A 13,357-nucleotide genomic window follows, 5' to 3' on the forward strand; every position below is an offset into this window, starting at 1 on the left:
CATGATCTTTCTGGCGATGATATATTATTGATGGCAATCTTAGAAGTTAGCTCAAATATAAAAATAGTTTTTAACGATGTTGTTAAAATAAAATTCATGTCTGCTGAGTCTTGCAAAACTCTTACAGAGGCACAAAATTCTGCTTTCCAAAGGATACAAAAAAAGGAGTAAGATTTTATCTACCATGTAGTTTGTCAAAAAATTTAAAAATGTACTCAGCGGTGGTTGTTTCATCCTACTGGTAATTCAAAAGTCCTCGGACTTAATAATTAAGTCCGAGGGTAAAGTATATTCTGTTTAAATCCCGCACAAGTTTGCACAATATTTTTGATGCTATTTCACCCCTTCCATCCCAGAACTGGCGCGGCCTGCTGCCACTTACACAAATGCACAAAAAGCGACCCTTTTTGCGTGCAGGCGTGGAGGGGAGACAATCGCGCGCTGAAGGGTCTAAGGGAGGTCGGGCACCTCCGGCTGATGCGCCGCTTGTGGGTCATGGTGATGTGCATTCGTGTGATGGGTGTCGTGATCGGATGCGTGAGGCGTGCACCTCTCTATGGGCCGCACAGCGCGTTATAGCGTGAGGGGGGAAGTGCACGCGGCGCAGGGCGCGCCGGTGTGGGTATGGATGAAAATTATTGAATGAATCGGTGGGTCAGGCTTTGACTTCGGCCAGTGCGTAAGGGTTAAACTGGAATACATCCACGCCCAGCCAGTCATTCAGGGCTTTTAGATCTCCCATAATGGGGTACAGTTCGTTGATGGCGAACACCTTCGCCGCCTTCTCAACATCCCCAAAGCCGCTGGTATTGGTCGGCATGATCCCCATCAGTTGCGGCGGTACACGGTGCGCGGCCAGCAAATCATCGCGGGTCACGTTCTTGATGCCGTTAAACTCATCTTTGGCGGTTATCTCACTAAAAGGCATGATTTGCAGGCCGTCTTTCTTCCCGCCTGCCGCGTACACAAATACGTTCTTAAATGCCCCCTTCCCTCTAGCGTCGGTCAGCGTACGCTTTAGCGCCTGCACGTCGGTATCGTTTTGCATGGCGTCAGACAGATAGACAATCACCCCAGCATGACTGCCGTTAATGTAATACTTGCGCCGGAACAGCGTAGCGTCCTCATTGAGCAACGCCGACGGGATGGCCGCCAGATACCCCGGCAAGCCGTAAATTTCCTGATGGATATCCGGCTCGGCCAGATGGAACACCGAGCCAGGTGCAAAGGCGTAGTCCTCTTTCTCATAGGTCACAAACCAATACTGATCCAGATTACTCCCCCGCCGCATGTACTTGGCCGGAACATGCTTCAGCGCCAGCGGGCCACCCAGTCTATTTTTGCGCAGTTCAAGATAGGCATTGCCGAACACCAGAAAATCCTGCACAAATGCCCCGGCATCAGCGCGGGACAGTAACGGGTGCGGCCGGTAGCAACTCATCAGTACACGGCGTTTAAAATTAAGCGGTGATTGATGGTGAATGGCTGAGTGAAAAATACGGGCTAACCCGTAAAAACTGATCGGCGTCTCGTACCAATCGCCATTGCGAGCGCACTCCATGCAATCCAATAAGTCGCGCTGATCCAATACCGGTGTCGGGTCGCCAAAAGTAAAAGATTCCATCGCCGATATAGGTTGCTGGGCTGGCGGTGCTCCCGCTGTGACTGCTGCGGGTAAAGTTGTATTCATTTCCACGGTTAAAACTCCTGAACAAAGCCGCCGCCGGTGCCGCCGTTTTCTGCGCCAATCGGTTCGTTTTGCAATGCATGCATGATGGCCCAGGCCACGTCGCCGTGACTGGCCCCTTTGGAGCGGTCGGATACGTAAGTCACCATTCCGCCCGGTGTCACTGATTTACGGATAGTCATAAAGGATTGAGCAATCACACTTAGCCCAGCGTCATACTCAAAACGGCCCCGACGCATGACCATTTGCGCCTTGAGTACCAGGGCGGATTTCACACTGATGCTGTAAACAAATTTCACGGCCGTTGGAAAAAACCCCTGCACAATCGTATGTACAGCCCCACCAATGCCGGTACCGTCAATACCGATAAATTGCACGTTATAGCGCTGGGTCATTTTCCTGATTTCCTCCGCCTGAAGTTCAAACGGCATGCCACGCAATTGAATGGCTTCCAGCACGCGGAACTTACCCCCTTCGACCTGTGGCGGAGCGATGGCGACCAGTCCGGCACTGTCCCCTCCTTCGCCTTCCCCGTTGGGGTCGTAACCAATCCACACCGGCGTACTGCCTAATGGTCGCGGTGAATACGGCCGCCAGTCGTCCCACACATCCGCGTTCCAGCCATCCACCCCGCAGTTAATCAGCTCACTGTATGAGAACGGCCGTTCACCGTTGGTGATGGGCTGACACATGTACAGATTGTTAAATTCATCCGGGGATTTCTTGGCGATCAGATCGTCCACGTCAATACGGTCAAAGCCTAACGCGGCGGCATCTTTTACGGTAACAATCTGCTTCCATTGCATATCCGCGCAGATCTTGCCGTTTTTCAGATTCTTGTGCGTGATATCAACGGTGACACGGTCAGCCTTTTTGCGACCGTCGTTAAACAGCTCACCCGACCAGAAACGATAGGCTTCGTGTTCCTCACTGGAGACGGTAGAAAAATAGGTTTCTGTCAGCCCGGTTTGTGTTGCCATACCAGCGGCCACACTGCGCAGGTTGATAAAATTGCTGGTCCAGAAATATTCGTCGAAATAGAGGTTGCCGGTATACGACTGTGCCGTCGCCGCCGAGGTGCCAAGGAAATGCAGTTCGGCCCCGTTGGACAGCATGATCGGATCGCCCTTCAGCTCAACACCCACCTCGGCGGCAAACTTGATAATAAAGCGCTTGAACTGATGCGCTTGGGCTCGGGATGCCGATAGAAATATCTGATTACGACCAGTTTCCAGTGCGTCAACCAAGGCTTCGCGGGAAAAATACCAGGTTGCCCCAATCTGGCGCGACTTGAGGATATTCCTGATGGTAACCGCCAGACTTTTGGCTTTATACCAGCGCTTTTGGTGCTCATAAAGCCCCTCGTAAAACCGCGTTCTCAGTTGCGCGATCTGCTCATCAGTGAAATGGTTTTTCGGCAGCTTCTTGCGCCCTTCGCCACCCTCGTTATTTAGCTGACGGTCAAAGCGCACCAGTTGGCGCGCCAGCAAATCTATCTCTTTAAAATCCCGCCCACTCTTATCGGTTTTATCAATCAGTTGGTTGTAACGGGCTTCAGTGGTAAAGCGCACCCGGTCAAGGGGCGCGGTTTTGTCCCAGTTCTCGCGCTTACGCCGTGAATACAGCGTGTGCACGTTGAAACCGGTCAACTTGGCGATGTGGGATATCTGGTACCCCTGCCAATAGAGACTACGGGCATCGCGGACAGAATCGGGGGCTAATTTGTTCATGAGGCTAGGCTATCGCGCCCGCGTGACTGTCGGCGAGGCGATAAAGTTGTAGCAGGTCTCTTACAATAACAAGGCTTTGCGCGGGTTTAGGTGCTGGGGTGATGATGGTGTCCGCTGCTTACTGCACACCAATTGCTGATACCCGGAGCATTGTTATATGTCTAAATTATCCAAGTTTTTCCGCGTTGCCGTTGAAGGGGCAACCACTGACGGCCGCATCATTAACCGCCAGGATCTACTCGACATAGCACTCAGTTACGACCCCAAGGTCTACGGTGCCCGCGTTGATTTGGAGCACTACAAAAGCCCCTACCCTGATAGCGTATTCCGCTGTTATGGCGATATCACCGCCGTAAAAACGGAAGAAATTGCCGAGGGTGCACTTAAAGGCAAACTGGCGCTGTTCGCCCAGATTGATCCGACCGACGAATTACTGACGCTGAACAAGGGCCGCCAGAAGGTTTACAGCTCTATTCAGTTCGATCCGAACTTTGCCACCAGTGGCCGCGCTTATCTGAAAGGGCTGGCGCTGACTGACGATCCCGCCAGCTTAGGCACTGAGCTACTTCAGTTCTGCGCGAAACAGGTTGCTGAGTCCAAACCGAACCCACTGGCTGGCCGTAAACAATCCCCTGATTGCCTGTTTACCGCACTGGAAGAAACGTTTATTGAGTTCGAAGAGGTGCAGCCAGCGGACGACACCAGCAAGAAATTCACCGCCAAAATCAAAGAATTGCTGTTTGGTGCTGAAAAGAAAACCGACGGCAATCTCGACGATATTCGCCAGGCTGTGCAGTTGGTTGCTGAGAGTCAAAAAACCGTACTGGAATCCCAACAACGGTTTGCCGCCAATCAGCGGGAAGTAGCTGACCTCAAAGGTCAACTGCTCCAGTTGTCCACCTCGTTTGCCACGCTGACGACCAAGTTGCAATCCGAAGATAGCCAGTTCAATCAGCGACCACCCGCCAAAGGTGGCCCGGAAGGCAGCGCTGACGACACTATCGATTGCTAAATCGCCCTATTGAATGCACAGGAATGAAGAACATGAGAAATGAAACACGTGATAAATGGGACGAATATCTGTCCACACAGGCCAAGCTCAACGGCTTGCCACTGGGACGGGTAAGCAAACAATTTACGGTTGCCCCGTCAGTTGCCCAAACACTGGAAGATAAAATTCAGCACTCCAGTGACTTTCTAAAACGCATCAATGTAAACCTTGTCCCGGAACAGGAAGGGCAGCGCATTGGCATTGGTGTTAGTGGCCCGATCGCCAGCCGCAATACCTCGACAACGGTCCGCCGTGAACCGAACTCACCGGAAACCATTGAAGATGATGGAAAGTACCGCTGCGAACAAACCAACTCTGATACCTATATCAGTTATGCCCGTCTGGATGCGTGGGCCGGTAAGCGTGACTTTAAAACACGGGTGACCAATCAGATCATTACGCGCCGGGCATTGGATCGCATCATGATCGGCTTTAACGGGACATCCGTTGCCGCCAAGTCAGATATTGCCGCTAACCCGTTATTGCAGGACGTGAATATCGGCTGGCTGAAAAAATACCGTCTGTTTGCCCCTCAACGCGTGATGTCTGACGTGATGGTCTCAACCCGCGATGAGGACAACAAACTTATCACCAAGGGACAGTACGGCAATCTTGATTCACTGGCTTTTGATGCGGTCAACAGCCTGATCGACCCGTGGTATCAGGATGACACCGGCCTGATTGTTATCTGTGGCCGCAAATTGCTGGCTGACAAATATTTCCCGGTACTGAATACCGTCAGCGGCAGTAATCCGAACACTGAAGCACTGGCCGGTCAAATGTTGGTATCACAGAAGCAAATCGGGGGTATGCAGACCTACCGCGCGCCGTTCTTCCCCGCCGATGCCATGTTTATCACTACATTCGACAACCTGGCTATCTATGTGCAAGAAGGGACGCACCGCCGCACCATCAAAGAGGAACCGGAATTTAACCGCGTCACCACCTATGAGTCCGACAACGAGGCTTATTGCGTTGAGGATTACGGGTTTGGTTGTTTGATTGAAGGCATCAAAGCCGGTGAGCCGGTTTAACGGTCGCTAGTCACTTAAGGGCGGCTCAGCCGCCCCATTACGCCTAGGGGGCATGATGTTAACTCCAGCACAGCGCCATTACGACAAAGTGATGGCAGAACGGCGCGGCACCAAGGAAGACGTGGTGCAAGGCTCCGCCTACGAACAACAGCTTTACCGGTTGCGCATTGATCAGCGCCGTCTATCACAATTTCAGTCTCATATCACCCGCGCCAGCATGAAGCGGGAAATGTTGCCCGCTTATGACGGCTGGATCGACGGCGTTCTGACGGCCAACACCGGCCAAAGTGACGAGGTTGTCACTACCTGCATGGTGTGGTCGGTGGATGCTGGTTTATACCGTGACGCACTGCGCCTGGCTGAATATGTGATCAGCCATAACCTGCCAATGGCTGACAAATACCAGCGCACGGCCGCCTGTTTCATTGTCGATCAAGTGTCAGAAGCCGCATTACTGCGATTTAAAGGTGCGGCAACCGATAATCCGGCGATTGAGATTGATATTTTGCTGCGCCTGCACGAGCTGACAGCAGATAAAGATATGCCGGACGAAGCTCGCGCCAAACTGCTTAAAGCGATTGGTTATACCCAGCGTGAAAGCACCAATTTGGCTGATCAGGCGTCCGCCCTTATCTGGTTGCAGCGGGCTTTAGCTGCGCACAAAGATGCTGGCGTGAAAAAAGATATTGAAGTGCTGGAACGGAACCTGAAAAAAGCCGCACTGATTGCAGCGGTCGCTGCCAGCGCGGAAGGCAGTGGCGTAACCGACACCGGGCAGACCATAGCAACCGACGCTATCACGGTTGCAGGTGCTGACGTAGCCGCCACGCTGCCTGATACGTCAGCCGTTAGCGAAGAGGTGCCCGTCAGCACAGCGGCGAAACCGGCCAGTAAAACTAAATCTGCTACCGCTGCCAAAAAACCGGCGGCCAAAGCAAAAACAAACACGGTACGCGCCAAACGTACCCCCTGAATCGTGCCCCGCACGTCGGGCGGCACGCAGAAATGAGGTTTATCCCTGATAACTGCGTCCACCGCCCATTTTATTAACGGTGATGCTATGAGTTTTCTCGCCAAAGAGCCGGTACACCCGGCAAGCCCACCAGAAGGGCCGGACGTGACGATCGCCAGCGCGCCGTTTTGGCCGGTGATCTCACTGGGTGATTTACGCAAAGTGATGCGCCTGGACGGTAATGTCACCGCCGAACGCTTAAAAGAAGCGGTTATTGAGGCTATCAGTAACACCAACGGCCAGTTGCGGGCATGGCGCAGCGAACAGGAAGCCGCTGGCGTGATGACGCTGGAAGATGTGGAGTCTGAAAAAGTCGCAGGCGAATCTATGCGAGTGCAGCGCTACCGCCGTGCGGTCTACTGCCATGCCAAGGCCAATCTGACCGAACGTTATCGCGATATGGACACTACCGGCGACGGCAATAAACGGGCGGACGCCCTTGATCCGCAAATCACCGACCTGTGGCGCGATGCCCGCTGGGCCATCAGTGATGTGCAAGGCCGTGAACGCGGCATTGCCGAGTTGGTGTAAATGCGTATTCAGGCTCAACAGTATGACACCGTTGATGCCCTGTGCTGGCGTCATTACGGCCGCACCGAGGGTGTTACTGAGGCAGTCTATAAGGCGAATCCGGGACTGGCTGAACTGGGGCCAGTGCTGCCAGCCGGTCACTGGCTGGAGTTGCCGGACACCACCGAGCCGGCACAAAAAACCATTATTCAACTGTGGGACTAATCGCCACAGTTACGACTCCCCAAAGGGGGTAACGGACATGAAAATGCCAGAAAAAGATCCGCGCTGGATAGGCGCGATGGTGGATTTTTATTCCACGCATTCAACGGTAATCAACGGCTTTCTGGTCGGCTTTATTGTGGCTTTCCGCCGCGTGGTCTGGGGCGGTGGTAAGTTGCGCGAAGGCATTGGTGAGGGCGTGGTCTGCGGGCTGGTCGGCGTCAATATTGGCCCGGTGATCTCCCCGATGCTGATCCGCGCGATTGATGCCATTCCCTGTCTAAACGGGGCATTGACCCAAGTCGCCGCCGGAAAAGTGGAAATCTTTATCAGTTGCCTGATAGGGCTTATTGGCTTGCAGGCTATCCGTGAGCTGGTATTTAAAATCGTGAATAAAAAGGCGGGAACCCCTGATGCCAAACAATAAATTTATTTTCGGCAAGGCCAGCGAAACCAACCTGATCAGCGTGCACCCTGATTTAGTCAAGGTAGTACGCCGTGCGCTGGAGTTGACCCCGATTGATTTTAAAGTGATTGAGGGCCGTCGCACACTGGAACGCCAGCGTGAACTGGTCAAGGCTGGAGCCAGCCAAACTCTGAACAGTCGCCACTTAACCGGCCACGCGGTGGATATTGTGCCGCTGCCGGGCGGCAAGGTGAGTTGGGAATGGAAGTATTTCTATCCGATGGTCGATGCTATGAAACAGGCCGCTGCCGAGTTGGGGATCGCCGTGGAATGGGGCGGTAATTGGACAACCTTTAAAGACGGCCCGCATTTTCAATTGCCCGCACGTCAATATCCGGGCTAATCCATGTCAATTATCAACACAGCCCCGATCGCCTGGGCGGTTGCCGCCGCCTTGCTGCTTGCCAGTGGCGTACAAACTTATCGTTTATCTGAAGCCCGGCAAGTGGTAATTGACCAGCAAGCGGCCGATTCGGCCAGCAAAAACGGTCAACTTATTGCCCTGGCACTGACCGCCAATGCCAACAATCAGGCGCAGGCACAATTGCGCCAACAGGTTGCCAGCGCGGATCGGTTGCTGGCGAACCGTAACAGCCAGCTAAAGAGGTTATACCGTGAAAATGAAACGTTACGCCGTTGGGCTGATACTCCCCTGCCTGATGATATTGTCCGGTTGCGCCGACGTCCCGCCCTCGCAGGGGCCACAGATTACCGTCAATGGTTGTCCGAAAGTCACACCTTGCCAATTTCCAGCAGCGGAACCCCAAACTAACGGCGATTTAAATGACGATATAGACCGACTTGAGGCCGCATTACACGCCTGCGCGGCGCAGGTTGATATGGTGCTGGCCTGCCAGCAAGGAACGCCCGATGTTAAAACCTAATCTGCTGCGTGCTGCACTGAGTCAGGCGGTGCCTTATCTGCGAGAGAACCCCGACAAGCTGGCTATCTGGCTGGATAAAGGGACGGTAGTCGCCACTGGGCAAAAGTCCCTGTCATTCGAATACCGCTATACCGTGCACGTTATCGTGATGGATTACCCCTACAGCATGGATACGGTCACGCTGCCCGCGATGCTGTGGATACACCGCCATCAGCCGGATTTAATTTTCAATCCCGACCGGCGTAAAACCGGCTTTACCTTTGAAGCCGATATTCTCAATAACGCCACCGCCGATATAGTGATGCACATCGAGCTGACCGAAGCGGTCAGAGTGGCAGACGTGAATGACCGGTTGGAGTTAACCCACCTTGACGAACCCGCCGATCCACGTAGCGATATGCTGGCAGATTGGGAGCGGGCCGCCGCCAACACTCCTTGGGCGGGCTGATATCGAGCACAGACAAAAATGACTGTGTTGGCCACAGACGGAAAGAGGCACTATGGATAACGAATTTCAGGAACTTGAGCAGTATTTACAGCGCCTGATCAATCGCGGGAAATCGGGCGCGCGGCACAAGCTGAGCCGGGATATTTCCATCACTCTGCGCCGTGGTCAGCAACAACGCATTCGCCAGCAATTAAACGCCGACGGATCGCCGTACACCAAGCGTAAAGACAGCGTCAAAACGGTGCAAAAGCGCCTGCGCTTTATTTATCAAGGCTCGGTGCGCGACCTGAAAAACTGGGCGGGCAATAAGCGCCAGATAACCGGCTGGGATAACGACCGTAACGCTATCCGCACCTTTAACCGCGTTGATATTGACCGGTTTTTATCGGTGGAAGCTGAAGCCACCACCAAACGCACCAGTAAAAAGCAGCCGATGTTTCGCCGCTTACGCAATGCCACCTTTCTGCGCCTTCAGGCCATGCCCGATTCTGCCGGGGCCGGTTATACCGGTGTCGCGGCTAAAATTGCCCAGATACACCAGTACGGCGGCACCGACCAGGTTAACCCGTATGTGAAAGCGGATTACCCCGCCCGTCAATTGCTCGGCATCACTAAAAAAGACAGTGATAACGTGCTCAGTCAGGTGTTTGACTTTATCGCCCAGCCTTAAAAGTTGTCACAGTTCCCCTACAACTGCCGCGCGTTGCGCCCCTGCCCGCGCGCGTAAACAATACCGTTACGCTGAATAACGAGTATTGACCGCCATGACCAACGCCGAAATCTATCGCCTGATAATGAATCTGATCCGTTTCGGTATCGTGGAACAGGTGAATTTAACTCTCGATCCGCCCAAGGCCCGCGTGCGGTGCGGTGAATTGCTGACCGACTGGCTGCCATGGTCTGTCCGCCGTGCCGGTACCGCTAAAACATGGTGGCCGCCGACAGAGGGGGAGCAAGTGATTATTCTGGCCGCTGGCGGTGAACTGTCCGCCGGTGTGATCATTGCGTCCCTGTATCAAAACAGTGCAGCCACACCGATTAATACCGCCAACACCCAGCACACCACCCACTCCGACGGTGCAGTGATTGAATATAACGCCGACACCGGCGCATTGAAGGCCACCGGCATTAAAACCGCCATCCTTGATGCGGGCGAGTCCATCCAGGCCACAGCACCAGAAATTACCTGCGCCGCCTCGGTCAAAATCACACTGGATACACCCACAGTGGAATGCACCAACAACCTGAAAACGGCCACGCTGAACGTGACCGGCGGCGGAAAAATGTCCGGCAACATTCAGCACTCCGGCGGCACCTTCTCATCTAATGGCGTAGTGGTTGATAGCCACACCCACGGCGGCGTACAGCGCGGTGGGAGTAACTCGGACGGGCCAAACTAATGATGTATTTAGGCATGAATGCCCAAACTGGCCGACGCATTACCGACATGGATCACATCACCCAGTCGATCACCGACATCGTCACCACACCGACCACCACGCGGTGCATGCGCCGTGGCTATGGCTCGTTGCTGTCTGACCTGATTGACGACCCACAGAATCCGGTATTACGGCTAAAAGCCATGTCGGCAGCCTACAGCGCGATCATGCGTTGGGAGCCGCGTGTGGTACTTACCCGCGTGATATTGAATGAGCCGAAGGCGGGCAAGATGACACTTGAGCTTCACGGCCAGCGCACTGATTTGGCTGATACCTTTAATCTGGCTATCGCAGTAGGAGGTAATGCGTGAGCACCATCGACCTGTCACAACTGCCCGCCCCGCTGGCAGTGGAAGCGCTGGATTATGAAACCCTACTGGATGAACGCAAAGCGGAACTCATCGCCCTGTATCCAGCCGATGAACAGGAGGCTATCACGCGCACCTTATCGTTAGAGTCTGAGCCTTTAGTCAAGCTATTGCAGGAAAATGCGTACCGTGAGCTGGTATTGCGCCAGCGGGTTAACGAGGCAGCGCAGGCGGTCATGGTAGCGTATGCAAATGGCAGTGATTTAGACCAATTGGGGGCAAATAATAACGTTCAACGCCTGATCATCACGCCCGCCGATCCTGATGCCATTCCGCCGGTCGCCGCTGTGATGGAATCTGATACGGATTTTCGCCTGCGTATTCCCCAGGCATTTGAGGCACTGAGTGTTGCAGGGCCAACAGGCGCATATGAAGCCCATGCCCGCAGTGCTGACGGTCGGGTTGCTGATGCCTCGGCGCTGAGTCCGTCACCGGCCTGTGTCACCGTCACCGTGTTGGCGCGGGCGGGGAATGGCGAAGCCTCGCCTGAGCTGTTGGGCATTGTCAGAGCGGCACTGAATGATGAGGACGTGCGACCAGTCGCTGACCGTATCACCGTGCAATCCGCCGCCATTGTCGATTACCAGATTGATGCTGTGCTCTATATCTATCCGGGGCCGGAAGCTGAACCAGTCCGCGCCGCTGCTCAGGCGAAACTGAATACCTATATCAGCACCCAACGCCGCCTTGGTCGCGATATCCGTATTTCCGCCATTCATGCTGCGCTACATGTTGAAGGTGTGCAGCGCGTCGAGTTGAATGCGCCGCTGGCTGACGTGGTACTGGACAGCACAAAAGCAGCTTACTGCACCAGTGCCGTGCTGACGGTCGGGGGAACTGATGAATAACCGCCTGCTGCCGGCCGGATCATCCCCGTTGGAAATCGCCGCCGCACAAGCCTGCGCGCAGTTGGGGAATGTGCCAGTGCCACTACGCCAGTTATGGAATGCTGACCTGTGCCCGCTGCCGTTACTGCCCTATCTGGCGTGGGCGTGGTCGGTTGATCGCTGGGATGAAAGCTGGCCGGAAGCCACCAAGCGCGCAGTGGTGAAATCCTCGGCTTATGTGCATAAACGCAAGGGCACCATTGGCGCATTGCGGCGTGTGGTTGAACCGCTCGGCTACCTCATTCGCGTAACTGAGTGGTGGAAAACCAATGAAACACCCGGCACCTTTCGCCTTGATGTGGGCGTGTTGGAAACCGGCATTACCGATGAAATGTATTTTGAACTGGAACGGCTGATTGACGGGGCAAAACCCTGTAGCCGTCACCTGATCGGGTTGTCTATCAATCTAGATGTATCCGGCACAATTCCCGTCAGTGTTGCCAGTTACGACGGTGACGAGCTGACCGTTTACCCCTATTTACCTGAAACTATTACAGTGACCGGCCAAGGCTACACCGGCGGCATACTTCATATTATTGACAGCGTGAGCGTGAACCCATGACAACAAAATTCTTTGCCGTACTGACTAACCAAGGGGCGGCCAAGCTGGCGAACGCAACAGCCCTCGGCACGCAACTGCAAATCACCCATATGGCCGTTGGGGATGGCGGCGGCGTATTACCACTCCCGAACGCCGCACAAACGCAACTGATTGGCGAAAAACGCCGCGCCGCGCTGAATTCATTAAGTGTGGATGCAGCCAACAGTAGCCAGATTATTGCGGAGCAGGTGATCCCCGAAACAGACGGCGGTTGGTGGATACGTGAAATCGGATTGTTTGATAACGACGGTATTCTGATTGCTATTGCCAACTGCCCGGAAACCTATAAACCGCAGTTACAGGAAGGCAGTGGCCGCACGCAAACCGTGCGCATGGTGCTGATTGTGAGCAGCACCGAGGCGGTCACACTGAAAATTGATCCGTCGGTGGTGTTGGCAACACGCAAGTATGTGGATGATAAAGTAATTGAGGTGAGAACCTATGCTGATAATCTGCTTTCCGCACATTTAGCCGCCGCTGATCCGCATACGCAATACGCACCGAAAGCCAGCCCGACGCTAACAGGCAAGCCGCTGGCCCCCACCGCGGTAAAAACAGATAACAGCACGCAACTGGCAACCACGGCGCACGTTAAACTGGTTGCTGCTGACTATGCACCCATTGCCAGCCCAACGCTGACAGGTAAGCCGCTGGCCCCCACCGCGGTAAAAACAGATAACAGCACACAACTGGCAACCACGGCGCACATTAAACAGGTTGTTGCAGACTATGCACCCATTGCCAGCCCAACGCTGACAGGCACGCCGCTGGCACCCACGGCCGCAGCGGGAAACAATACACAGCAACTGGCGAATACGGCGTTTGTTCAAGCCGCTATTTCTGCATTGGTTTCATCATCACCGGCGGCGCTCGATACGCTAAACGAATTGGCCGCCGCGCTGGGCAATGATCCGAATTTTGCTACAACAATGACTAACGCATTGGCAGCAAAAATGGATAAGGCCAAAAATGGCAGTGATATTCCGAATGTAACGGCCTTTCTTGCAAACCTTGGTTT

The 13,357-nt window shown here is 54.1% G+C and carries 18 protein-coding genes; 16 read left to right on the top strand and 2 right to left on the bottom strand.

The window, feature by feature from the left end; all coding sequences use genetic code 11:
- Nucleotides 1-655: 655 nt before the first annotated feature.
- A complete protein-coding gene (locus V2A85_RS17260) occupies nucleotides 656-1,690 on the bottom strand; it encodes a phage portal protein (RefSeq protein WP_420071951.1) in 1,035 nt (344 codons plus the stop codon).
- 8 nt (nucleotides 1,691-1,698) lie between these two features.
- Nucleotides 1,699-3,417: a terminase large subunit domain-containing protein gene (locus V2A85_RS17265; RefSeq protein ID WP_420071935.1), complete on the bottom strand. Its 1,719-nt coding sequence runs from the start codon at nucleotides 3,415-3,417 to the stop codon at nucleotides 1,699-1,701.
- A 157-nt stretch (nucleotides 3,418-3,574) separates the two neighbouring features.
- On the opposite strand from V2A85_RS17265, the gene V2A85_RS17270 reads away from it, so the two are divergent.
- From V2A85_RS17270 to V2A85_RS17345, 16 genes are all read left to right on the top strand, one after another.
- Nucleotides 3,575-4,429, top strand: a complete 855-nt coding sequence (locus V2A85_RS17270) for a GPO family capsid scaffolding protein (RefSeq protein WP_420071936.1) — start codon at nucleotides 3,575-3,577, stop codon at nucleotides 4,427-4,429.
- 32 nt (nucleotides 4,430-4,461) lie between these two features.
- Complete coding sequence (locus tag V2A85_RS17275; protein ID WP_420071937.1) at nucleotides 4,462-5,502, top strand: phage major capsid protein, P2 family; 1,041 nt, start codon at nucleotides 4,462-4,464, stop codon at nucleotides 5,500-5,502.
- 52 nt (nucleotides 5,503-5,554) lie between these two features.
- Nucleotides 5,555-6,475: a phage terminase small subunit gene (gene gpM, locus V2A85_RS17280; protein ID WP_420071938.1), complete on the top strand. Its 921-nt coding sequence runs from the start codon at nucleotides 5,555-5,557 to the stop codon at nucleotides 6,473-6,475.
- A gap of 87 nt (nucleotides 6,476-6,562) precedes the next feature.
- Nucleotides 6,563-7,045, top strand: coding sequence for a head completion/stabilization protein (locus V2A85_RS17285; RefSeq protein ID WP_242365104.1), 483 nt, complete (start codon nucleotides 6,563-6,565; stop codon nucleotides 7,043-7,045).
- Nucleotides 7,046-7,249 carry a tail protein X gene (locus V2A85_RS17290; RefSeq protein WP_420071939.1) on the top strand — a complete coding sequence of 68 codons (204 nt, stop codon included), beginning with the start codon at nucleotides 7,046-7,048 and terminating at the stop codon, nucleotides 7,247-7,249.
- 37 nt (nucleotides 7,250-7,286) lie between these two features.
- Nucleotides 7,287-7,673 carry a phage holin family protein gene (locus V2A85_RS17295; RefSeq protein WP_420071940.1) on the top strand — a complete coding sequence of 129 codons (387 nt, stop codon included), beginning with the start codon at nucleotides 7,287-7,289 and terminating at the stop codon, nucleotides 7,671-7,673.
- A complete protein-coding gene (locus tag V2A85_RS17300) occupies nucleotides 7,660-8,055 on the top strand; it encodes a M15 family metallopeptidase (RefSeq protein ID WP_420071941.1) in 396 nt (131 codons plus the stop codon). Before V2A85_RS17295 ends, V2A85_RS17300 begins: the two co-directional genes overlap by 14 nt.
- A gap of 3 nt (nucleotides 8,056-8,058) precedes the next feature.
- Nucleotides 8,059-8,484, top strand: a complete 426-nt coding sequence (gene lysB / locus V2A85_RS17305; protein WP_420071942.1) for an Rz-like lysis system protein LysB — start codon at nucleotides 8,059-8,061, stop codon at nucleotides 8,482-8,484.
- On the top strand, nucleotides 8,378-8,596 hold the full coding sequence (lysC, locus tag V2A85_RS17310) for an Rz1-like lysis system protein LysC (RefSeq protein ID WP_420071943.1): 219 nt from the start codon (nucleotides 8,378-8,380) through the stop codon (nucleotides 8,594-8,596). Before lysB ends, lysC begins: the two co-directional genes overlap by 107 nt.
- The gene (locus V2A85_RS17315; protein ID WP_420071944.1) at nucleotides 8,583-9,044 is read left to right on the top strand and encodes a phage tail protein; all 462 of its coding nucleotides are present in this window, start codon (nucleotides 8,583-8,585) and stop codon (nucleotides 9,042-9,044) included. Before lysC ends, V2A85_RS17315 begins: the two co-directional genes overlap by 14 nt.
- A 52-nt stretch (nucleotides 9,045-9,096) precedes the next feature.
- Nucleotides 9,097-9,714 (top strand): phage virion morphogenesis protein, encoded by a 618-nt coding sequence (locus V2A85_RS17320; RefSeq protein WP_420071945.1) that lies wholly within the window; start codon nucleotides 9,097-9,099, stop codon nucleotides 9,712-9,714.
- 94 nt (nucleotides 9,715-9,808) lie between these two features.
- Nucleotides 9,809-10,444: a phage baseplate assembly protein V gene (locus tag V2A85_RS17325; RefSeq protein WP_420071946.1), complete on the top strand. Its 636-nt coding sequence runs from the start codon at nucleotides 9,809-9,811 to the stop codon at nucleotides 10,442-10,444.
- 14 nt (nucleotides 10,445-10,458) lie between these two features.
- On the top strand, nucleotides 10,459-10,794 hold the full coding sequence (locus V2A85_RS17330) for a GPW/gp25 family protein (RefSeq protein WP_420071947.1): 336 nt from the start codon (nucleotides 10,459-10,461) through the stop codon (nucleotides 10,792-10,794).
- Nucleotides 10,791-11,699, top strand: coding sequence for a baseplate assembly protein (locus V2A85_RS17335; protein WP_420071948.1), 909 nt, complete (start codon nucleotides 10,791-10,793; stop codon nucleotides 11,697-11,699). Before V2A85_RS17330 ends, V2A85_RS17335 begins: the two co-directional genes overlap by 4 nt.
- Nucleotides 11,692-12,300: a phage tail protein I gene (locus tag V2A85_RS17340; RefSeq protein ID WP_420071949.1), complete on the top strand. Its 609-nt coding sequence runs from the start codon at nucleotides 11,692-11,694 to the stop codon at nucleotides 12,298-12,300. The genes V2A85_RS17335 and V2A85_RS17340 overlap by 8 nt, the downstream gene beginning before the upstream one ends.
- Nucleotides 12,297-13,357, top strand: a 1,061-nt coding sequence (locus tag V2A85_RS17345; RefSeq protein ID WP_420071950.1) for a phage tail protein, incomplete at its 3' end; no start/stop codon positions are given. The genes V2A85_RS17340 and V2A85_RS17345, both read left to right, overlap by 4 nt.

This window comes from Yersinia sp. 1252 StPb PI, from assembly GCF_048593885.1.
GTDB lineage: Bacteria > Pseudomonadota > Gammaproteobacteria > Enterobacterales > Enterobacteriaceae > Yersinia > Yersinia enterocolitica_E.